Genomic DNA, 19,965 nt, shown 5'->3' with positions numbered 1-19,965 from the left:
ACATCGCGGCCCTCGCCGGCATCCAGAATATCCAGGAACGGCCTTGAGCGAATTCCTCCAGCATTTGATCAACATGCTCGTGCTCGGCGGCACCTATGCGCTGCTGGGTATCGGGCTGACCTTGATCTTCGGCATCATGAACGTCGTGAACTTCACGCATGGCGTGCTCTACACGTTCGGCGCCTACATCATGTTCATCGTGGTGCAGCAGTTCGGGCTGAACTTCTTTCTCGCGCTACCCGTGGCCGTGCTGGCCGGATGGCTGCTGGGTGCGGCCATCGAATTGACCTTGCTGCGTCCGCTGCGCGGCTCCGACATCGACACCACCATGCTGGTGATGATCGGCGCCTGGATCGCGATGCAGTCGGGCACGCTGTGGATCTGGGGCGGCGTCGCGAAATCCGTGGCGACGCCATTCCCGGAGGCGCCGCTGGTGCTCGGCTCGGTCTCCGTCTCATGGCTGCGCCTGTTCGTGCTCGCCGCTGCGGCCATGTTGATCCTTGTGACGTATCTGCTCATCAACAAGACCAGCCTCGGCCGCGCGATGCGGGCGACGTTCCAGGATCACGACACGGCGTCCCTCATGGGCGTGAACGTCGACATGATCTACACCTCGACCTTTGCGATCGGCTCTAGCCTCGCCGCCGCCGCGGGCGCGCTGCTCGGGCCGGTCTACGTGATCTTCCCGCAGATGGGCGATCTCGCCGCGGTCAAGGCTTTCGCCATCGTCATCCTCGGCGGCCTCGGCAACATCACGGGCGCTGTGATCGGCGGCTTCATCCTGGCGCTGGCCGAGGAGCTCGGCGCCGGCTACGTCTCGTCAGGCTACCGCGATGCCATGGGCTTTCTCATCATCATCGCGGTGCTGATCTTCCGGCCGACCGGCCTGTTCGCGCGCGCGGAGCGCGTCGGATGAAGACGATCGTCACCATTCTCGCCGTCGCGGCGCTGGCCTCGGTGCCGCTCTGGCTGCGCGATCCCTATCTGCTCAACGCGCTGATCACGACCGGCATCTTCGTCATCGGCGCGATGAGCCTCAATCTGCTGCTTGGCTTCACCGGCCAGCTCAGCCTCGGTCATATCGCCTTCTTCGGCATCGGCGCCTATGTCAGCGCGCTGACATCGCTCGGCTTCGACATCGGCCTGCTAGGGGGTTTTCGTCTTGTCCACACACCATGGCCGCCGATCGTAGGCTTCGTGCTGGCAATTTTGATTGCAGGATTGTGCGGCTATTTCGTCGGTCTGTTGTCGTTCCGCGTCCGCGGCGCCTATTTCGTCATTGTGACGATCTCCTTTGCCGAGGTGGTCCGGCTGGTCGCGCTGAACTGGGTCGAGCTGACGCAGGGTCCATTGGCGCTGACCAATATTCCGTCCGTCGCGTTGCCCTTGCCCGGCTTTGGCGAGCTGACGCTGCGCACGAAATTCCACAACTATTATCTCGTCCTGGTCGTTGCGCTCATCGCCTATCTCCTGATCGCACGCCTCGTTCATTCCCATTTCGGCCGCTCCATGCGTGGCCTGATGGAGAACGAAACGCTCGCCGTCTCCGTTGGCATCGACGTGACCAGGACGCTGACGATTGCTGCGGTGATCTCCGCCGCGATCGCCGGCGCGGCCGGGAGCCTCTATGCGCACTACATCCGCATCATCGACCCTGAAGTCTTCGCCTTCATCAACACCGTCACCATGGTGATCATGGTCATCAGCGGCGGCAAGGGCTCGCTGGCGGGTCCCGTCGTCGGCGGCCTGATCTTCGGCCTATTGCCGGTCGCGCTGCGGCCTGTGATGGCGCCGGAAGCGCAGTGGATCGCCTATGGCGGCGTGCTCATCGCCATCCTGTTCGTGTTGCCGCGCGGCATCGTGCCGTCGCTGGCGCAGCGGTTGACCCGGCGACGGAGCGGGACGACGGCGCTGGCACCGGTGACGCTCACTGAAACCGGCGCCAAGGAGCCGGCGTGATGACGGCGCGCAGCATCGCCATGACCATCGATCAGGTCGCGGTCCGCTTCGGCGGGCTGGTCGCGATCTCCGACATGAGCTTTGAGGTCGGCGAGGGCGAGATCGTCAGCCTGATAGGGCCGAACGGCGCCGGCAAGACCACCGCCTTCAACGTCATGACCGGTTTCCTGACGCCGAGCGCAGGCCGCGTGACCTATCGCAACACTGCGCTCGCCGGATTGAAGCCGCATGAGATCGCCGATCTCGGCCTGATCCGCACCTTCCAGCGCACCAGCGTATTCCCGAACGACACCGTCTATGACAACCTCCTGATCGGCCTGCACCGGCAGGGCCGGGTCCGGCTGCTCGATGCCATCCTCGGCCTGCCAGGCGCCCGCGCCTCGGAGCGCAAGCTGCGGCAGCGCGCGAGCGAGCTGCTCGAATGGGTCGGCCTCGAACGCCGCGCCCACGATGCGGCGGGCTCGCTCTCCTACGGCGAGCAGCGCTTGGTCGGTGTCGCGCTGGCGCTGGCGGCGGAGCCGTCGATGCTGCTGCTCGACGAGCCCGTCTCCGGTATGAACGCCTCGGAGACGCACCGTTTCGTCGAGCTGATCCGCAGCATCCGCGACCGCGGCATCACGATTTTGCTGGTCGAGCACGACATGCCGATGGTGATGACCGTCTCGGACCGTATCGTGGTGCTCAACTATGGCCGCATCATCGCCGAAGGGACGCCCGATGTGATCCGCAACGATCCTGCTGTCATCGAAGCCTATCTTGGACATGGAGCAGGACGTGCTTGAGATCCGCGACATGGTCTGCGGCTACGGTGGCGTCACCGCGCTGCGCGGCATCTCGCTCGACGTGAAGGCCGGCCAGCTGGTCGCCCTGATCGGAGCCAACGGCGCCGGCAAGAGCACGACGCTGCGCGCGATTTCCGGCCTGGTGCCGCCGCGCTCGGGCCAGATGAAGTTCGAGGGCATCGACATCACCGGCGCGAAGCCGCCGCGCGTGCTGGCGAGCGGCATCGCGCATTGTCCGGAAGGGCGGCGCGTGTTTCCGCATATGAGCGTCGAGGAAAATCTCGATATGGGCGCTTACCTCCGGCGTCGTTCGGGCGAGATCGCGGCCGACCGCGACCGTATCTACTCGGAATTCCCGCGGCTCGCCGAGCGGCGCCGGCAGGCGGCGGGCACGCTGTCGGGCGGCGAGCAGCAGATGCTTGCGATCGGCCGCGCGCTGATGTCGCGGCCGCGCCTGATCATGTTCGACGAGCCGTCGCTCGGGCTCGCCCCCAATATCGTCGAGCGCACCTTTGCGATCATCCGCGGCATTCGCGATGCCGGCACCACGGTGCTGCTGGTCGAGCAGAACGCCTTCGCTGCGCTCGAGATGTGCGACCACGCCTATCTGCTCGAGAACGGCCGCATCGTGCTATCGGGCGCCGGCAGCGAGCTGATCGCGAACGAGCATGTGCGCAAGGCCTATCTTGGTGGGTGACGAGGCCGGGTGGATCGACGTCTGCGATCTCGACCGACTGAAGGCGGAGACGATCGTCCGCGTCGCCGGGCGCGACCTGCTCGTGATCTGGAACGAGGGCAACGTCGTCGCCTGCGAACGTGCGTGCCCGCACGAGCAGGCGGATCTGGCCTTGGGGCAGGTGACGGCAGGGCGCCTCGATTGTCCCCGCCATGCGGCGTCGTTCGATTTGCGCGATGGCGAGATCAGTGCGGGATGGCCGAGCCGGCCGCTGCGGCTTTATCCGGTGCGGATCACGGGCAAGCGAATCTGGATTGAGATGCAGGAGCGGCAGCCGGGGCGATGATGCCATCATGCCCCTGTTTTGCCCGACGAGTCAAAGCGGCAAAGGCGGTGTCGATCGACCCTCAAACAATTCGCCTTTGCAAACAACGACATCGCTACTGTGCATGGGGTTGTTTTTCGCACTTTTAGTCCAGCAGCCGCCGCGCAGCCTCCACCAGGACTCCGTCCGGTCGGCGCAGAGCCTCGAGAATGGTGAAATGGTCGGCGCCTTCGACCGAGATGAGCTTGCCCGGCGCTCCCGCCGCCACGCGCCTGTCGTAGAGATTGATGGAATCGCAGACGAGTGCCGGCAGCTCGCTGCTGCCATAGGCGATGTCTAGGCGCTTCTGGGTGACGGGCAGGCGCAACGGCGACAGCGTGGCGATCTCCTGGTCCGTCAGCTTCAGCGCATCGTTCAGCCCCGTATCGCGGATCGGCGCGAGATCGTAGACGCCCGAGAGCGCGAGCCCCGCATGGACACGCGGATGATCCAGCGCCATTGCGACGAGATGGGCGCCGGCGGACCAGCCCGACAGCACGACCGGCCCGGCAATTCCATAGGACGCGCCGTGCGCCGCGAGCCAGTCGAGCGCGCGCGGGATCTCGGCGACGATGTCGGTGAGGGACACCTCGGGCGCCAGCGAATAGCCGGGAATCGCAACCGACCAGCCATGCGCGGCGACGCCTGCGACCAGCATGGCGAACAGCTCGCGCGAGTTGCGCTGCCAGTAGCCGCCGTGCAGGAACACCAGGCAGGGCGCATCAGGCTTTGCGGCCGGGTAGAGGTCGATCTTGTTATTCGCCCGCTCGCCGTAGGGCAGGTCGAGATGGGACTTGAGCGAGCCCCGCAGCCGGCTTGAGGCTTCGTTGCGCTCGGCGATCAGGGCGGGGCTGTTCTTGACCGCCGCGTTGTTGTCATAGGCGGCACTGCGTTCCGCCCGAGACAGCTCGGACCACCGGTCGCGGGGGTCGAGCGGTCGAATTGTCGAATGAGCGTTCTCAACCATGGGAGTCTCCGTTTGCGTCAGGCACTGCGCAAGATCGCTTCGATCTCTTGCGCTGCTGCGAGCAGCGAGCGGTCTTGCCCGCGCGCCGCGATGATCTGAAGGCCGAAGGGAAGCCCGCGCCGATCCGTTCCGCACGGAATCGAGATCGCCGGCAGGCGGGCGTGATTGACGAAGGGCGTGAACACCGCGTGGGCCCGCGGGCTTGCGGGCTTTCCGCCGATCATATCAGGGCCGAGCTGCGTCAGCGGCCAGGCGACGCAGGGGACGGTCGGCGCCAGCAGGAGGTCGACCTCAGTGAAGAACGCGGCGAAGGCATTGGCGATCGCGGTGCTCGCGAGCAGCGCCGCGGCGACCTCCGCACCCGACCAGGAGAAACCTCGCTCGATCTGCTTGGCGATGTCAGGATCGAAGACAGTCGGATCCTTGCGAAAGCTATCGCCGTGGAGCGCCGCGAGACCCGCATGCTGCAGCGGCATGATCGCATCCTCCGTGGCATCTGCCGGCCAGACAGGATCGCGTCGCGCGATGCGTAAACCCGCTGCGGAAAGCCGGTCGACGGCGGCGGCGAGGCCATTCGCGACGACGTCGTCGATCGCGACGTCGAGACCAAGGCGCGGCGAGAACGCGATGCGCTGACTGCCGATGTCTTTGGCCTGCTGCACCACGACGGCAGACTCCGGATCGCGCGGGTCGGCGCCGGCCATGGCTTCAAACGCCAGCGCGATATCGGCCGCGTCCGATGCGATCGGCGCGATGACGGAGAGGCCGAAGAAGGGCTCGGCGAAACCTGGCCCATAGGGGATCGCGCCGTAGGACGGCTTGAAGCCGGCAACCCCGACATGCGCCGGCGGCCTGCGGCTCGAGCCGCCCGCATCGGTACCGATCGCGAGCGGCACCAAGCCGGCTGCAACAGCTGCGGCCGGGCCACCCGATGAGCCGCCGGGCGTCAGCGCGGGATCGAGCGGATGTCGCGTCGGCCGGTAGAGTTGCGAGGTCGTCACGCCCTTGCAGGCGAACTCGGAGGTCGCGCCGATGCCGACGACAACGACACCGGCCTTGCGCAGCCGCTCGACCGCGATGGCATCGCGCGGCGCGATGAAATCGCAGAATAGGCGCGAGCCCTGCGTCACGCGCCAGCCGCCGACCCAGATGTTGTCCTTGACGATCACGGGAACGCCGGCGAGCGGCATGATCTCGCCCATACGCAGGCGATCATCGACCGCCGCAGCATCCGACAGCGTGCGCGCAGGATCGATCGTGACGACCGCGTTCAAGGCCTTGGCGACCTCGATGCGGCCGAGCGCTGCTTTCGCAGTCTCGACGGCATTGGTCCGCCCGGCGCTGACGGCGGCAGCGATCTCGCGCGCGTTATTTGTCCGCGTTGTCATGGCCTCCCCAGATCAACGCCAATGTACCGCCAAGGGCAAGGCACGCCAGGGCGAAGAAGGCCATGCCGAGACTGGCCACGCCATCCAGGATCGACACCAGCGCGGGCGCGGCAAGGAGACCGGCATAGGACGCGGTCAGCACCGCGCCGGTGGTCTCGCCGATCCGGTCCTGCGGGGCGAGGCGGGCGATCTCGGCGACAAAGACGCCGTTCCAGCCCGACGCCGTCAGGCCGAACAATGCGGCAATGATGAATTGTCCGCTGCGGCCGAGCGAAGCGCCATTCAGGCCGAGCAGCGCGGCGCAGAAGGCCATGCCGAGGCCGATGACGACGAGGACGGCGCGCGAGGCATCGAGCCGCATGGCGACATAGCCCCAGCCGAGACGGCCGATCAGTCCGCCGGCTTGCGCGCAGGCGAGCGCCATGCCGGATTCGATATGGCTAAGGCCGAGCTCGCGTGTGCCGAGCGTGACGAAGACCGTGTTGAGCGACACCTGCATCGCGCTGAACGGCATCGAGGCCAGCGCCAGCATCGCGATCCGCCGGTCCGCGATCACCAGCGCCACCCGCGCGCGGAGATCGAGCTTTGGCGGCGGGGCGACCTTGCCGGCATAGGCCGGCCGCAACCGTTCGAACAGCGCGATCGCCAGTAGCGCCAATGCAGCAACGGCCGCATAGCACCACATCGGGCCGAACGCGATGGCGATCGCGGGCAGCGCCAGCGAGCCGCAAACGGCGCCGATCTGGTTGCCGGTCTGGCGCACCGAGAACACGAAGGCACGTCGCTCGGCGGTCACGAGGCGCGCCAGCAGCGCCGCGCTCGCCGGCGTCTCCGGCCCCATGGCCAAGCCGATGCAGAGGCCTGCGGCGAGCAGGGCGGCGCTCGTTCCGAGCGAAGCCAGGGCCATGCCGACGACGATGGCCGCCGCGCACAGGCTCGCGATCCGCAGCGAGCCAAGGCGCGCGATGAAGCCGCCGCCCCAGAACGAGGCGGGGATGCCGACCGCGAACACGGCGGCGGAGAACATCGAGAGCTGCCAGACCTCGATATGGGCGCGCGGGGCGACCACGCCGGGCGCGAACAAGGCCAGCGCGACCAGGGCCTGAAGCGCGGTCATCGCGCCCAGGGCCGGCAGCAGCGCGGGTGCTGGCCGAGCGGCCGTGTTTCCGTCTACCATGGCGGAGTGCTCATGGGAGGAACATTGTGGCAGGCGGTATTTCCATTCACGCGGTCGATGTCGCGAGCGGGCGTCCGGCGCAGGGGCTGCGCGTCGAGATCTGGCGGATCGATCCGGAGTCCCAGCGCATCGCCGACGGGCGGCTCGGCGCCAACGGCGTGCTCGATCATGCCGTCGCGCAAGGTGCCGGTGTGACGGAAGGCGAGTACGAGGTGCTGTTTCATCTCGGCGAGTTCTTTGGCGAGCGCGACGGCTTCCTCACCGTGACGCCGTTCCGCTTTCGCATCAAGAACGTTGACGAGCATTTTCATCTGCCGCTGAAATTCACGCGCTGGGGCTATTCGCTGTTCCGCGGCGCCTGATCAGTTGGTCAGCCGCCGCGACAGGCCGGTGACGCGCTCCATCACCGCGACCAGCGCGACGGTCGCGATGATCAGCACGCCCGAGAGGGCCGCGATGGTGACATCCAGCTTACCTTCGAGATCCTGCCACATCCGGATCGGCAGCATGTCGGTGGCGGCGTCGCGCAGGAACAGCGACACCGGCACGTTGTCGAAGGAAGACATGAAGGCGATGAACGCGCCGGCGATGATTCCCGGCCGGATCAGCGGCAGCACGATGCGGCGAAACGTGTAGAGCCGGCTCGCGCCGAGCACGGCCGAGCTTTCGAGCAGGGTCGGCTCGAGCTGCGCGAGGGCCGCGACCGTGTTGCGCACGACATAGGGAACGCAGACCACGGTGTGGCCGATCACCAGCGTCAGCGGCGACACCGGCAGGCCGACCAGCGAGAACAGCATCAGCGCGGCGAGGCCAAAGGCCAGAGTGGGCAGCACCAGCGGCGACATGAAGAGCGAATCGAGCAGCCGCGCCGACAGTGTCCGCGACCGCGAGATCGCCAGCGCCGCGGCGACGCTGAACACGACGGACAGGCCGGTCGCCCACAGCGCCACGATCAAGCTGTTCTTGGCGGCGAAATGCAGCTGCCAGGCATTCCACAGCTCGACGTACCAGCGCAGCGAATAGCCCGGCGGCGGGAAGCGCAGCGAGAAGCCGCTGGTGAAGGAGACGATCAGCACCACGAGCGATGGCGCGATGATGATGAGAAGCGCGATCACCGCGATCAGGGTCATGACGAGCTCGAAGCTGATCGCCTCGAGCGTGCGCTTGCGGCCGCTCATCATGCGCCTCCATAGCCGCGCGATAGGCGGCCGAGCGTGGTGAAGACCGAGACGACCGCCAGCACGGCGAGCAGGAAGATGATCGAGATCGCGGCCGCGAACGGCCAGTTCTGCAGCGTCGAGGCCTGCTGGTAGAGATACATCGGCATGAACAGCATCTGCCCGCCGCCGATCAGCGACTGGGTGATGAAGGCGGTGATCGCGGCGGCATAGGTCAGCGTGCAGCCGGCGATGATTCCGGGCAGCGACAGCGGCAGCAAGATCCGGAAGAAGGTGCGCCAGCTTCCGGCGCCAAGCGAGCAGGAGGCATCGTCGAGATTGGGATCGATGCGGCCGAGCGCGGTGATCAACGGCAGCGTCATCAAGGGCATCTGCACCTGTGCCAGCGCGATTACCACGCCGAACTGGGTGTAGAGCAGTTTGAGCGGGGTATCGATCAGGCCCAGCGATTGCAGCGTCGCGTTGATGATGCCCTGGCGCCCGAGGATGACGATCCAGGCGAAGGTGCGGACCACGACGCTGGTCAGAAGCGGCAGCAGCACGATCAGGATGATGACCGTCTGAAGTTTTGGCCCGACCCGCTGATAAAGCCAGGCGATGGGAAAGCCGAGCACGAGGCAGACGGCCGTCACCTCGGCGCCCAGCAGCAGCGTCGAGCCGAGCACGCCGAGGCTGAAGGGATCGGTGAGGAAGTGCAGGTACTGGCCGGGCCCCCAATGGAGCCCGGCCGTGTCGTTGTGCAGCGAGAGCCAGAACAATTGCAGCAGCGGCGCGACGAAGAAGACCAGGAAGAACAGCGCCAGCGGCGCTGCCAATCCCATTCCGTAGGACGTCACGTCCCGTGCTGCCGGCGCTGCGCCCATGGCTTGAACCTCGAGGTTTTAGATCTTGATCTCGCGGTTGAAGCGTTCGATCCAGGCCGAGCGCTGCTCGTTGATCTTCTTCCAGTCCTGGAACACGAACTTCTTCTTCAGCTCGGCGGTGTCCTTGGCCAGCACGCGCGCGATCTCGCCGCCCATCGTCACCTTTGAATTGGTCGGCACGATCAGGTAGGGCGGGTTCATCAGCGTGGTCTGCACCTCCGGCGTCAGCGCCGCCTCGATCAGCTTGAAGGCGAGCTCGCGGTTCGGCGAGTTCTTGACGATGTGGATCGTGGTCTTGAAGGCGATGGCGCCTTCCTTCGGCGCCACGAACTCGACCGGCACGCCGCGCGCTTTCAGGATCTGGATGGCGTTGAAATTGCCGGGCGAGATGTCGATCTGGCCCTGCTGGAACAGGGTCGCGAGCGCGCCGGGATTGGCGGCGACCGCGGCGAGATTGGGCTTGAGCTCCTCCAGTGCCTTGAAGCCCGGATCGACATCGGCCTCCGAGCCGCCGCGCATCTTGGCGATCTCGACCAGCCAGCCGGTGCCGAGTGTCGAGTTGAGGTTGGTGATGCCGACGCGGCCCTTGAATTCCGGCTTCCAGAGATCGGCCCATGACGTTGGCGGCGTCTTGACCGCTTCCGGATTGTAGGTGAGGCCGACAACCTGGAAGAACGGGGCGGGGCCCATCGGTTCCTGTGCCTCGGCGATCAGGTCCTTGTAGTAGGCGCTCTTCTCGACCGGATAAGGCTCGACCAGATCCTGGCCGACGGCGACGAGGGCAGGACCCGGGTCGTGCAGCATGACGTCGATCGGCGGATTTGCTTTCGCCGCGTTGACCTTGGCGATCTGGTCGACAGAGAGCATGGGATCGAGCACCATCGCGGCGTCCGCATTGGCTTTGCGGAACGCCGGCACCAGCACGGCCTTGTGCGCTTCCTCCCAGCTGCCGGTGAAGGTCGCAAACACCAGCGGACGCGCCTGGGCGTAGCTCAGGCCTGGAAACGCCTTCATGGCCCCGAGCGTGAGCGCCGTGGTCAGCAGGCTTCTGCGATTCATGATCATATCAAACTCCCCTCTGGACAAAGACTGGATCTAAAGCGTTGTGGGAAAGGCGTTGGCGAGCGATGGGGCGAGCGGTGCGAGGCGCACCGCAGCGCCGCTCTCCAGGGCGCGCGTCTCGCCGATGCGCGCCTGAGAAACCTTGACGCCGGAGCCATCGGCCGTGGTGACCTCGTGCACGACGGTGGCGCCCAGCGGCAGCGACATGCCAACGACGCCGGCAAAGCCGGTCTCGTCGCCGACGAATTGCAGGTGCTCGGGGCGGATGCAGACGGTGACGCGGCCGCCCTCGCTGAGCGCACCGCCTGCGGGACGCGCGATGATCTCCGCGCCGGCATCGAGGCGCACCTTCGCCGCCGTGCGGTCCGCTGAGACCACGATGCCGGGCATGCGGTTGGTGGAGCCAACGAAGGTGTTGACGAACAGCGTCTGCGGACGATCGTAGACGTCCGATGGCGAGCCGAACTGCTCGAGCTTGCCATGGCTCAGCACGGCGACACGATCGGCCATCGACAGCGCTTCTTCCTGGTCGTGTGTCACGATCAGCGTAGTGATGCCGGAGACGCGCTGCAGCCGCTTGACCTCGATCTGCATGTCCAGCCGCAAATTCTTGTCGAGCGCGGCGAAGGGCTCGTCGAGCAGCAGGATCGACGGCTTGATCGCGAGCGCTCGGGCGAGCGCAACGCGCTGCTGCTGGCCGCCGGAGAGCTGCCGCGGCAGCCGCTCGGCCATAGCCGGTAGCTGCACCAGCTCGAGCAGGCGCTGCGCTTCGCGCTGGCGCGTCGCCTTGTCGATGCCGCGGGCGGCGAGGCCGTAGGCGACGTTCTCGCTGATCGACAGGTGCGGAAACAGCGCGTAGTTCTGGAACACGATGCCGACGGCGCGTTTGTTCGGCGGCAGCGCATCGACGATGTCGTCGCCGATGATGATCCTCCCTTGCGTCTGCGCGATGAAGCCGGCGATGATGCGCAGCAGCGTTGTCTTGCCGCAGCCGGACGGACCCAGCAGCGCAATGATCTCGCCGCCCTTGATGTCGAGATTGATGTTCTCGACCGCAAGCGCGCCACTCGGATACCGGTGGGTGACCGCATCGACGACAAGCGATCGGCTGCTTGGCGCATCAACCATGGTGTTGCCTCCCGTTGCCCCAGAGGAGAAAGCAAGTCTCGTGCCCGCGACTGTCGCTTTTCGCGGAGCGTTTTGGCATGGTGACCCCATGACATCGGATCGATCGATATGCGACCTCACGGCGACAGAGCTCGCGCGCGCCATTGCAAGGCGCGAAGTGTCCTCCCGCCAGGCCGTCGAAGCGCATCTGGCGCGGATGGCGAGCCTCGACAGCCGATTGGCGGCATTCGTGACGGTGGATGCGGATGGTGCCCGCCGTGCAGCGCAGATGTGCGATGCCGCCTCTGCGCCGATGGGCCCGCTGCACGGCGTGCCCATTGCGGTCAAGGACCTCACTGACACTGCGGGACTTGCGACGACTTACGGATCCCTGCTGTTCGGCGATCACGTCCCGGCCGAGGATGATCTCGTCGTGGCGCGGCTGCGGCGTGCCGGCGCGGTCATTCTGGGCAAAACCAACACGCCGGAGTTCGGCTTCGGCGCGGTCTGCACCAACAGATTGCGCGGGCCGACACGCAACCCCTTCGATCTGGCGCTGACCTCCGGCGGATCGTCCGGCGGCTCTGCCGTCGCGGTCGCATCCGGCATGGTGCCGCTGGCGCACGGCACCGATTTCGGCGGCTCGGTGCGCACGCCCGCCAGCTTCTGTGGTGTCGCCTCGATCCGGCCGACACCCGGCCGCATTGCATCGCCGCGCCGGCCGCTCGGCTGGGACATGCTGGCGACCCACGGCTTCCTCGCCCGCGGTGTCGATGATCTCGAACTCGCGTTGTCGGTCTGCGCCGGAGACGATGCGAATGATCCGCTCTCGCTCGGCAGTACCGATGATGATCGACCGGTCCCCGACCGTGCCCGGATTGCGGTCACGCCCGATTTCGGTGTGGCGCCGGTTGCGCGCGAGGCTCGTGCCCGCTTCGCTGCGGCCTGCCAGGCGTTCGCGCGTGTTGCCGATGTCGTGCCGTCCTCGCCGGATTGCGGCGGGGCGATCGAAGCCTTCCGCACCTTGCGCGCCGCGCACATCGCCAACGCTTACGGCGAGTTGCTGAGAACGCGGCGTGCGGAGCTCACGCCGACCGTGATCTGGAATATCGAAGCCGGTGCAAACCTGTCCGTGCAGGACTACCTCGACGCCGAGCGGCGCCGCACCGCGATCTACCGCAGCTTTCGCCAGCTGTTCAATCGCGCCGACTTCCTGGTCGCGCCGGCCGCGTCCATCTTGCCCTGGCCGAATGAAATCGCCGACGTCACGGCCATCGATGGGGCCGCGCTGGAGACGCCGATCGACTATCTCGCCGTGACCTTCATCGTGTCGCTGGTCGGCTTCCCGGTGCTGACCGTGCCGGTGCCGTGCGGGGAGAATGTGCTGCCCTTCGGCATGCAGATCGTCGCACCGCCGGGATGCGAATCCCGCTTGTTTGCCTTCGGCCGCGTGCTCGAGAACGAATTGGGTTTTTCGCATCGCCGGCCGCCTCTCTGATCAGCTGTCGCGATGCTCGAGCCGGGCGGCGAGCGCATCGGCAAGGCCGATGGTCGGCTTGGCGGCGGAGCGGCGGAAGGTGCCGGCCACGGCCTTGCGCAAACGCAGCGCGTGCAGCGCCTCGGCCTGCTTCACTGACGCTATGACCTGATCGACCACGGGGACGGAGATGCGGTCGGCAACGCGCTCCGCAAGGCCCGAGAGCGGGGCGCCGGCAAAGATCAGCACATCGGCCTCGTCCTCGACGATGGCGCGCCGGGCGAGCTCGACCAGCATGTCTTCCTTCTCGGTGCCGACCTCGGAGATCGCCTGAAACGGCGTATCCAGCATGCGGATGCCGGCGCAGCGCTCCCACAGCCCATGGGCGCGGACGCATTCCTCGTACCAGGGCCCCAGCGCCTGCGCGAAGGTGACGATGGCAAAGCGGCGTCCGGCCATGCACGCGGTCAGCATCGCGGCTTCCGCCATGCCGATCACGGGAATGTCGAAGGTCTCGCGCGCGGCGAACAGGCCGGGATCGCCGAAGGCCGCGATGATCGCGGCGTCGACCTTTTTGTGCTGCTCGGCAAGCATCTCCAGCGCGATGGCGCCGCCGATCTGCGCTTCGGTGCGCGTGGCGATATAGGGCACGCCGCGGGTCGCGGTGCAGGGGATCAGCTCGGTACCTGCCGAGGCGGCGCGCCGCCCGACCCCCAGCATCAGCTGCGTGACCTCGGCGCTGGTATTTGGGTTGAGCAGGAGCAGCTTCATGATCACGCCGCCGGCCGCTTGGCCTGAGAGGCGGCGAGGACTTCCAGCAGCGCCGTGCCAGTCCGCGCGACGTGCGCGCCGAGCAGCCGGCCGGCCGCTTCGCCGTCGCGCGCTTCGAGGGCGGCCAGGATGTCGGCGTGCTCGTCGACCGAATTGCTCCAGCGCCTGTCGGCGCCGAGCGCGAGATAACGCGCACGTTCGGCGCGGAAGATCAGCGTCTCGTGCGCCTCGCGCAGCGGCGTATTGCGCGCCATGCGGACGATGGTGTTGTGGATTTCGCCGTTGATGGCGAAATAATCGTCGAGCTTGCCGCTGCGGTGATGACCCTCCATCCGGGTCTGCAGCGTGCGCAGGCGGGCGAGATCGCGTTCGGTGGCACGCTCCGCGGCGAGCTCGGCGGCGAGCCGCTCGATGCCGGCGAGCGCCTCGAACAATTCCGAGATGCCGTCGACCGCGATATCGGCAATGCGCGGGCTGCGGTTCGGACGCAGCTCGATCAAGCCCTCCGCCGCCAGCACCTTCATCGCCTCGCGCAAGGGCGTGCGCGACACGCCGAGCTCCTTCGACAGCTTGGTCTCCTGAGTCTGCGAGCCCGGCGGCAGCTCGCCGCGAATGATCATCGTCCGCATCCGCGCGGCGGCGCGCTCATGCAGGCCCATCCGCTTGAGCTTGGGCGACTTTCGCGCCGGGTTCGTTTCGGATTTTTGCTGCACGCGAGGCTTCCTGCTTGCAACTCATCCTAGCCATACCGAGCCGAACGCGATGCTCAAATAGGCGACGTATGTGGCGCAAAACAAATGCATATCGAACAAATTGTATGCAGTATGCAAATTGCGGGTTGCGCACGGCGCCGGGGATGCCGATGATCGTTTCGAGGGAGCGTTTGATGCTCCCTGCGGCAACGGAGCGACTGTGATCGATGTCAGCCATGCGCAAGCGCCTCGGCATGATCACGCCGTCCTCCAACTCGGTGCTCGAGCCCGTCACCAGCGCCATGCTGGCGGGCACCCCCGGCGTCACCGCGCATTTCTCTCGCTTCCGCGTCACCCAGATCGCGCTCGATGCCGCCGCGCTGAGCCAGTTCGATGCCTCGGTGATGTTGCCGGCGGCAGATCTGCTGGCCGATGCCAAGGTCGACGCGATCGCCTGGAACGGAACGTCCGCAAGCTGGCTCGGCATCGGCCGCGACCGCAGCCTGTGCGAGGCGATCACGGCCCGCACAAATGTGCCGGCGACGACATCGACCCTGGCCTGCATCGATGCCGCCCGCGCGCTCGGCGCCAGGCGCGTCGGCCTGGTCTCGCCCTATACCGACGACGTGCAGCGGCGCATTGCCGACGTCTGGGCTGAGGAGGGGATCGCCCCGCATGCCGAGCGGCATCTCGGCTTGCGCGACAACTTTTCCTTTGGCGAAGTCGCGCCGTCGACGATCACGGATATGATCCGCGCCGTGGCGGCGGAGGGGACTGACGCGATCGTCATCCTCTGCACCAATCTCGATGGTGCGGCGCTTGCGGCCACGCTGGAGCGGGAGCTGGATATCGCCGTGCTCGATTCGGTCGCGGTGACGCTGTGGCGGACCCTCTGCCTCGCCGGCGGCGATGTGACGGCCCTTGCGCAATGGGGACGGATCTTCCAGACAATGCCAAATATCAGGTGACGGAGACATCAGTGACGCAGCTCGACCTCGCCATCCGCGGCGGCACCATCGTGACGGCCAGCGACGAGTTTCGCGCTGATATCGGAATTCGCGACGGCCGCATCGTCAGCATCGCCGATAGCATCGCGGGCGCAGCGCGCGAGATCGATGCGTCGGGCCTATTGGCGCTGCCGGGCGGCATCGACAGCCACGTCCATATTTCCCAGCCCTCGGGCCCCGACGTGGTGATGGCCGACGATTTTGCCTCGGCGACGCGCGCAGCCGCAGCCGGCGGCAACACCATGGTGCTGCCCTTTGCGCTGCAGGAGAAAGGCACCTCGCTGCGCAGCTGTGTCGAGAACTATCGCAAGCTCGCCGAAGGTGAGTGCTACATCGATACGGCCTTCCATCTCATCATCTCCGATCCGACTGCCGTGGTGCTCGGGCAGGAGCTGCCGGCGCTGGTCAAGGACGGCTACACCTCGTTCAAGGTGTTCATGACCTATGACGACCTCGTGCTCAGCGACAAGCAGCTGCTCGAAGTGTTCGAGGTCGCGCGCCGCGAGGAGGCGCTGGTCATGGTCCATTGCGAGGGCTACGACGCCATCCGTTTCCTGACCAGCAAGCTGGAGCGCGAAGGTCATATCGCGCCGTATTATCACGGCACCTCGCGGCCGCAGGCGGTCGAGCGCGAGGCGACGCACCGGGCCATCAGCCATGCCGAGGTGATCGGCGTTCCCATCATGATCGTGCACGTCTCCGGACGCGAGGCGATGGAGCAGGTACGCTGGGCGCAGCAGCGCGGTCTGCCCGTTCATGCCGAGACCTGCCCGCAATACATCACGCTGACGGCCGACGACATGAAGGGCCTCAACATGGACATTACGGGCGCGAAATACGTCTGCTCGCCGCCGCCGCGCGATGTCGAGAGCCAGGAGGCGATCTGGGAGGGCATTACGTCGGGCGTGTTCCAGACCTTCTCGTCCGATCACTGCCCGTTCCGCTACGATGATCCCAAGGGCAAGCTGACGCCGAACGCCCGTACCTCGTTCCGCTGGGTGCCGAACGGCATCCCCGGCGTCGAGACGCGGCTGCCGATCCTGTTCTCCGAAGGCGTCTCGAAGGGCCGCATCACCCTGCAGAAGTTCGTCCAGCTGACCGCGACCAACCACGCCCGCATCTACGGTCTCTATCCCCGGAAGGGCTCGATCGGCGTCGGCTTCGATGCCGACATCGTTCTCTGGGATGCCAAGTTGAAGAAGCCGATCCGGCAGGCCGATCTGCATCACGGCGCGGATTACACGCCCTGGGAAGGTTTCGAGGTTACGGGATGGCCGGTGACGACGATCGCGAGGGGAGAGGTGGTCTGCAGCGAGGGCCGGATCGTCGGCGCCAAAGGCGCAGGCCAGGTGCTGAGCCGGGGCAAGTCGAGCCTGATCTGATCCGGCTCGACACGCCGCCATCGCGCTTCAGAACGTCGCGGCCATTGCAGCGAGACGTTGATGGGCCCGTTCGCGGGCGGCATCGATCGGCGCTTGTGGTCCCGTGGTTGGACCGATCAGCACGAAGCGGACATTGCTGATCCCGATGAAGCGCAGGATCTCCCGTAAGTAGGGCGTTGCCATATCGATACGGCCGCGGTTCATGCCGGTGGCAAAATCGCTGCCGCTGGCGATGATCACCAGCGTCGGCCGGTCCTTGAGCAGCGGCAGATATCCCTGCGACGGATCGAACCGGAAGGTGAGACCGGGCTGGACGATGATGTCGAACCACTGCTTGAGCTTGTAGGGAAGGCCGAAGTTCCACATCGGGGTCGAGATCAGCACGCGATCGGCGAGCGAGAAGCGCAACGCCATTCGCTCGGCCTCGGCAAAGCTGTCGCGCTGCGCATCGGTGAAGACCTGAGCCTTCATGCGCGCGTATTTGGCCTCGACGATCGGACCTGTGAATTCCGGCATCCGTTCACGCCAGATGTCCACGACATCAATGTCCCAATCCGGCCGGGCCTGGCGGAAGCCATCGAGAAAGACCCGCGCGCCGGCTGTCGATTCGGCCTCGGCACGCGGCGAGCAGGACAAGTGCAGGAGCTTTGCCACAGCTCATCCCAGCGCTCGGATCACGGCGTCGGCCCTGGTCACGACCGCGACGTTCTGCATGGCGAAGTTGATCGAGGCATTGTGCCAGTCGGCATTCATGGTCGAGCAGCAATCCTCGGGCACGATCATGAAATAGCCCTTGTCAGCGCCGGTCCGCGCGGTGTGCTCGATCGACATGTTGGTCCAGGCGCCGGTATTGATGATCATGTCGCGGCCGGTCGCTTTCAGGATCGTCTCCAGCCGCGTGCCTTCCCAGGCGCTCATCCGCATCTTCTCGACCACGAAATCGCCGGGCCGTGGCTCGAGACCTGAAACGGGAGCCGCGCCCCAGCTTCCGCGCACCATCGCCTTGCTGTCGACGAGACCTTCGAACAGCGGAGCGTTCAGTGTGACGCCGGGCGCGCCGGGCTCGACCACGAACCAGACATGGATGATGGTGACGCCGCGGGCGCGGGCGGCTTCCGCCAGGCGCCGCACATTCTCCACGACATGCTGCTGCTTGGCGTGACCCGGCGCGCCCGACTCGGCGAAAGCCCCGCCGTCCATGATGACGTCGTTCTGGAGATCCTGAATGATCATGGCGCAGCGTTGCGGATCGAGGCGCATCTCGCCCTCGGTCAGAATAGGTGCGGCTGGCGATGAGCCCGGGCTTGTTCCGCCGCCAGCGCGCCTGCCGCTCATATAGGGCTCATGCCGCGGGCCGACCCGGGTCGGGATCGCATACACCGAGTGCGTCGAGGTGAGATAGAGCGTGCGGAAATCCGGCCCGCCCCAGGCGAGGTTGGCGACCAGCTCCGGCACGCGGACCTTGCCGAGCAGTTCGCCGCGCGGCGAATAGACCCAGACGCCGCCGGGCGCGGTGACCCAGACATTGCCGTGCTGATCGCACTTCATGCCGTCGGGCAGACCGAGCTCGAGCTCGGACTTGATGCCGCTCGCAAACACGCGCGCATTGGACAGCGAACCATCGCTGTTGACGTCGAACACGCGGATCAGGGCTTGCACGGTGTCGTTGACATAGAGCAGCCTCTCGTCCGGCGAGAAGCACAACCCGTTCGGCTGGTCGAACAGATTGCGCTCGACCACGAGCTTCGGCTCGCCGCCCGGCACGACGCGGTAGACGCCCTGGAAGCCGAGCTGGCGCGGCCGTTCGACGCCATAGACCGGCATGCGGCCATACCATGGATCGGAGAAATAGATCGCGCCGGATGAGTGCACGCAGACGTCGTTCGGGCTGTTGAGCTCCTGGCCGCCGAAATGCGAGGCCAGCACCTCGCGCCGTCCGTCCGGGCGTTCGCGGATCAGCGACGAGGTCGCGTGCTCGCAGACGATCAAATTGAGCTCGGCGTCATAGGTCATGCCGTTGCATTTGTTCGACGGGCGTTTGACCTCGACGACCCCGCGCCGCGCATCCCAGCGCCGCCGCACGTCGGCCGGCATGTCCGAGAACAGCAGATAATGATCGACCGGATGCCAGATCGGCCCTTCCGTGAAGTCGAAGCCGGTGCCGATCTGTGCGACCGGCGCATAGGGGTCGATCAGGGTTTCGAACTCGCTTCGCAACGTCACATGCGTCATCGGTCGATCCTCGACAACGTCAAGCCGGGAACCAGTTGCGCTCGGGCAGCGACTGCACGATCGGGCCAGGGACTTGATCGTGCAGACGCCCCACGACATTGCCGCCTTCGATCTTGGCGGGACGGTCGTGGACCGGGAGCAGGTAACGCGAGCTGCTCAGCAGCTTTTTGATCGCCGCCTTTTCCGCGCGCTTGGTGGTGCCATGGTTGCCGGTGGTACGCGGCTCCCAATCGTGGATCTCATGGAAGGGCGTGACGATCTGGTCGTTGAAGTCGTAGATCACGTCGCCGCAGATGGTGGCGATGCCGTCGGCGGTCTCGACGATGATGTTCATCGAGCCCTCGGTGTGCGCGTTGGCGGCGTCGCAATAGACGCCGGGCATCAGCTCGATCGGCCCGGTGATCTCGAGGTCCAGGAAGCGCAGTGCGCTCTTGGTATGCAGCCGGTCGATCAGGTGCTTGATGTCTGGCGCGGGATATTGCGGATGCATCAGGCCGGAGACGGAATATTCGAGCTCCTTGCGGTTGAGCACGACGGTCGTGTTCATCGGAAACAGGTCGTCCTTGCCGGCATGGTCGATATGCAAATGCGTGTGGCAGACGAAGCGAACGTCGCCCATGCGAACGCCGTGGCGCGCGAGCTGGTTCTCGATCATGTTCTCATGATACTGGAGCCCGCGCATGCCCAGCGTCTCCATGATCTGGTTGGAGCGATAGCCGGTGTCGACCACGACAGGATATTTGCCGCCGAGGATCAAAAAGCCGAGCGTGAGGACGCGGCGGGTGCGGCCGCAGTCGCGGCCGAGCACCAGGAAGCTCGATTCCAGCTCGATATCGCCGTAGTCCAGGATCTTGATCTCCAGCGCCATTCGTTTCCCTCCC

Annotated in this window: 21 protein-coding genes; 9 read left to right on the top strand and 12 right to left on the bottom strand. The window is 66.2% G+C overall.

What is annotated here, in order from left to right:
- Positions 1 to 43: 43 nt before the first annotated feature.
- From I6F28_RS33380 to I6F28_RS33360, 5 genes are read left to right on the top strand one after another with little or no spacing between them, the layout of a single operon-like run.
- Positions 44 to 916 carry a branched-chain amino acid ABC transporter permease gene (locus I6F28_RS33380; protein WP_225143142.1) on the top strand — a complete coding sequence of 291 codons (873 nt, stop codon included), beginning with the start codon at positions 44 to 46 and terminating at the stop codon, positions 914 to 916.
- Complete coding sequence (locus I6F28_RS33375) at positions 913 to 1,959, top strand: branched-chain amino acid ABC transporter permease (protein ID WP_225143141.1); 1,047 nt, start codon at positions 913 to 915, stop codon at positions 1,957 to 1,959. Before I6F28_RS33380 ends, I6F28_RS33375 begins: the two co-directional genes overlap by 4 nt.
- Positions 1,959 to 2,741: an ABC transporter ATP-binding protein gene (locus I6F28_RS33370; RefSeq protein WP_157287726.1), complete on the top strand. Its 783-nt coding sequence runs from the start codon at positions 1,959 to 1,961 to the stop codon at positions 2,739 to 2,741. Before I6F28_RS33375 ends, I6F28_RS33370 begins: the two co-directional genes overlap by 1 nt.
- Positions 2,734 to 3,438, top strand: a complete 705-nt coding sequence (locus I6F28_RS33365; protein WP_225125971.1) for an ABC transporter ATP-binding protein — start codon at positions 2,734 to 2,736, stop codon at positions 3,436 to 3,438. The genes I6F28_RS33370 and I6F28_RS33365 overlap by 8 nt, the downstream gene beginning before the upstream one ends.
- Positions 3,431 to 3,763: a Rieske (2Fe-2S) protein gene (locus I6F28_RS33360; RefSeq protein WP_370141111.1), complete on the top strand. Its 333-nt coding sequence runs from the start codon at positions 3,431 to 3,433 to the stop codon at positions 3,761 to 3,763. Before I6F28_RS33365 ends, I6F28_RS33360 begins: the two co-directional genes overlap by 8 nt.
- A 124-nt stretch (positions 3,764 to 3,887) precedes the next feature.
- Here I6F28_RS33360 and I6F28_RS33355 read toward each other — a convergent pair whose 3' ends face one another.
- The 3 genes from I6F28_RS33355 to I6F28_RS33345 are packed head-to-tail and all read right to left on the bottom strand — an operon-like array spanning position 3,888 to position 7,313.
- A complete protein-coding gene (locus tag I6F28_RS33355) occupies positions 3,888 to 4,748 on the bottom strand; it encodes an alpha/beta hydrolase (protein WP_225143137.1) in 861 nt (286 codons plus the stop codon).
- A 17-nt stretch (positions 4,749 to 4,765) separates the two neighbouring features.
- Positions 4,766 to 6,136: an amidase gene (locus tag I6F28_RS33350; protein ID WP_225143135.1), complete on the bottom strand. Its 1,371-nt coding sequence runs from the start codon at positions 6,134 to 6,136 to the stop codon at positions 4,766 to 4,768.
- Positions 6,117 to 7,313: an MFS transporter gene (locus I6F28_RS33345; RefSeq protein ID WP_225143133.1), complete on the bottom strand. Its 1,197-nt coding sequence runs from the start codon at positions 7,311 to 7,313 to the stop codon at positions 6,117 to 6,119. The genes I6F28_RS33350 and I6F28_RS33345 overlap by 20 nt, the downstream gene beginning before the upstream one ends.
- A 26-nt stretch (positions 7,314 to 7,339) precedes the next feature.
- Between I6F28_RS33345 and I6F28_RS33340 the strand changes: the two genes are divergently transcribed.
- Positions 7,340 to 7,675, top strand: a complete 336-nt coding sequence (locus I6F28_RS33340; protein ID WP_225143130.1) for a hydroxyisourate hydrolase — start codon at positions 7,340 to 7,342, stop codon at positions 7,673 to 7,675.
- Here I6F28_RS33340 and I6F28_RS33335 read toward each other — a convergent pair whose 3' ends face one another.
- Genes I6F28_RS33335 through I6F28_RS33320 form a run of 4 tightly spaced genes read right to left on the bottom strand, consistent with a single transcriptional unit; the run spans position 7,676 to position 11,544 of the window.
- On the bottom strand, positions 7,676 to 8,491 hold the full coding sequence (locus I6F28_RS33335) for an ABC transporter permease (RefSeq protein WP_225143167.1): 816 nt from the start codon (positions 8,489 to 8,491) through the stop codon (positions 7,676 to 7,678).
- Entirely contained in the window at positions 8,491 to 9,354 is an 864-nt protein-coding gene (locus I6F28_RS33330) for an ABC transporter permease (RefSeq protein WP_225143128.1), read from the bottom strand. The genes I6F28_RS33335 and I6F28_RS33330 overlap by 1 nt, the downstream gene beginning before the upstream one ends.
- 18 nt (positions 9,355 to 9,372) lie before the next feature.
- Positions 9,373 to 10,419 (bottom strand): ABC transporter substrate-binding protein, encoded by a 1,047-nt coding sequence (locus I6F28_RS33325; RefSeq protein ID WP_225143126.1) that lies wholly within the window; start codon positions 10,417 to 10,419, stop codon positions 9,373 to 9,375.
- Between the two features lie 30 nt (positions 10,420 to 10,449).
- Positions 10,450 to 11,544: an ABC transporter ATP-binding protein gene (locus tag I6F28_RS33320; RefSeq protein ID WP_225143124.1), complete on the bottom strand. Its 1,095-nt coding sequence runs from the start codon at positions 11,542 to 11,544 to the stop codon at positions 10,450 to 10,452.
- An 88-nt stretch (positions 11,545 to 11,632) separates the two neighbouring features.
- Here I6F28_RS33320 and I6F28_RS33315 point away from each other — a divergent pair, with 88 nt between their 5' ends.
- Positions 11,633 to 13,021, top strand: a complete 1,389-nt coding sequence (locus I6F28_RS33315) for an amidase (protein WP_225143122.1) — start codon at positions 11,633 to 11,635, stop codon at positions 13,019 to 13,021.
- Here the strand turns inward: I6F28_RS33315 and I6F28_RS33310 are convergent, their stop codons facing one another.
- Both I6F28_RS33310 and I6F28_RS33305 read right to left on the bottom strand, forming a co-directional pair.
- Positions 13,022 to 13,771 (bottom strand): aspartate/glutamate racemase family protein, encoded by a 750-nt coding sequence (locus I6F28_RS33310; RefSeq protein WP_225143120.1) that lies wholly within the window; start codon positions 13,769 to 13,771, stop codon positions 13,022 to 13,024.
- A gap of 2 nt (positions 13,772 to 13,773) precedes the next feature.
- A complete protein-coding gene (locus I6F28_RS33305) occupies positions 13,774 to 14,484 on the bottom strand; it encodes a GntR family transcriptional regulator (RefSeq protein WP_225143118.1) in 711 nt (236 codons plus the stop codon).
- Between the two features lie 206 nt (positions 14,485 to 14,690).
- Here I6F28_RS33305 and I6F28_RS33300 point away from each other — a divergent pair, with 206 nt between their 5' ends.
- Together I6F28_RS33300 and hydA are read left to right on the top strand one after the other, a co-directional pair.
- Positions 14,691 to 15,431 carry a maleate cis-trans isomerase family protein gene (locus I6F28_RS33300; protein ID WP_225143116.1) on the top strand — a complete coding sequence of 247 codons (741 nt, stop codon included), beginning with the start codon at positions 14,691 to 14,693 and terminating at the stop codon, positions 15,429 to 15,431.
- Positions 15,392 to 16,852: a dihydropyrimidinase gene (gene hydA, locus I6F28_RS33295; RefSeq protein ID WP_225143114.1), complete on the top strand. Its 1,461-nt coding sequence runs from the start codon at positions 15,392 to 15,394 to the stop codon at positions 16,850 to 16,852. The genes I6F28_RS33300 and hydA overlap by 40 nt, the downstream gene beginning before the upstream one ends.
- A gap of 27 nt (positions 16,853 to 16,879) precedes the next feature.
- Here the strand turns inward: hydA and I6F28_RS33290 are convergent, their stop codons facing one another.
- Genes I6F28_RS33290 through I6F28_RS33280 form a run of 3 tightly spaced genes read right to left on the bottom strand, consistent with a single transcriptional unit; the run spans position 16,880 to position 19,952 of the window.
- On the bottom strand, positions 16,880 to 17,506 hold the full coding sequence (locus tag I6F28_RS33290) for an FMN-dependent NADH-azoreductase (RefSeq protein WP_036023751.1): 627 nt from the start codon (positions 17,504 to 17,506) through the stop codon (positions 16,880 to 16,882).
- Positions 17,507 to 17,509: 3 nt separating this feature from the next.
- Positions 17,510 to 19,084 carry an isochorismatase family protein gene (locus tag I6F28_RS33285; RefSeq protein ID WP_225143112.1) on the bottom strand — a complete coding sequence of 525 codons (1,575 nt, stop codon included), beginning with the start codon at positions 19,082 to 19,084 and terminating at the stop codon, positions 17,510 to 17,512.
- Positions 19,085 to 19,103: 19 nt separating this feature from the next.
- Entirely contained in the window at positions 19,104 to 19,952 is an 849-nt protein-coding gene (locus I6F28_RS33280; protein WP_036023756.1) for an MBL fold metallo-hydrolase, read from the bottom strand.
- Positions 19,953 to 19,965: the final 13 nt, after the last annotated feature.

It is taken from the genome of Bradyrhizobium sp. NBAIM14 (assembly GCF_020193895.1).
Lineage (GTDB): Bacteria > Pseudomonadota > Alphaproteobacteria > Rhizobiales > Xanthobacteraceae > Bradyrhizobium > Bradyrhizobium yuanmingense.
Note: the sequence above shows the minus strand (reverse complement) of the source record. Positions and strands in the feature narration are given on the sequence as shown.

Bases quoted from the DNA above. Each gene is read 5' to 3' on its own strand.
- I6F28_RS33375 (WP_225143141.1), top strand. From the start codon at position 913: ATGAAGACGATCGTCACCATTCTCGCCGTCGCGGCGCTGGCCTCGGTG.
- I6F28_RS33370 (WP_157287726.1), top strand. From the start codon at position 1,959: ATGACGGCGCGCAGCATCGCCATGACCATCGATCAGGTCGCGGTCCGC.
- I6F28_RS33355 (WP_225143137.1), bottom strand. From the start codon at position 4,748: ATGGTTGAGAACGCTCATTCGACAATTCGACCGCTCGACCCCCGCGAC.
- I6F28_RS33350 (WP_225143135.1), bottom strand. From the start codon at position 6,136: ATGACAACGCGGACAAATAACGCGCGCGAGATCGCTGCCGCCGTCAGC.
- I6F28_RS33345 (WP_225143133.1), bottom strand. From the start codon at position 7,313: ATGGTAGACGGAAACACGGCCGCTCGGCCAGCACCCGCGCTGCTGCCG.
- I6F28_RS33335 (WP_225143167.1), bottom strand. From the start codon at position 8,491: ATGAGCGGCCGCAAGCGCACGCTCGAGGCGATCAGCTTCGAGCTCGTC.
- I6F28_RS33330 (WP_225143128.1), bottom strand. From the start codon at position 9,354: ATGGGCGCAGCGCCGGCAGCACGGGACGTGACGTCCTACGGAATGGGA.
- I6F28_RS33325 (WP_225143126.1), bottom strand. From the start codon at position 10,419: ATGATCATGAATCGCAGAAGCCTGCTGACCACGGCGCTCACGCTCGGG.
- I6F28_RS33320 (WP_225143124.1), bottom strand. From the start codon at position 11,544: ATGGTTGATGCGCCAAGCAGCCGATCGCTTGTCGTCGATGCGGTCACC.
- I6F28_RS33315 (WP_225143122.1), top strand. From the start codon at position 11,633: ATGACATCGGATCGATCGATATGCGACCTCACGGCGACAGAGCTCGCG.
- I6F28_RS33310 (WP_225143120.1), bottom strand. From the start codon at position 13,771: ATGAAGCTGCTCCTGCTCAACCCAAATACCAGCGCCGAGGTCACGCAG.
- I6F28_RS33300 (WP_225143116.1), top strand. From the start codon at position 14,691: ATGTCAGCCATGCGCAAGCGCCTCGGCATGATCACGCCGTCCTCCAAC.
- hydA (WP_225143114.1), top strand. From the start codon at position 15,392: ATGGGGACGGATCTTCCAGACAATGCCAAATATCAGGTGACGGAGACA.
- I6F28_RS33285 (WP_225143112.1), bottom strand. From the start codon at position 19,084: ATGACGCATGTGACGTTGCGAAGCGAGTTCGAAACCCTGATCGACCCC.
- I6F28_RS33280 (WP_036023756.1), bottom strand. From the start codon at position 19,952: ATGGCGCTGGAGATCAAGATCCTGGACTACGGCGATATCGAGCTGGAA.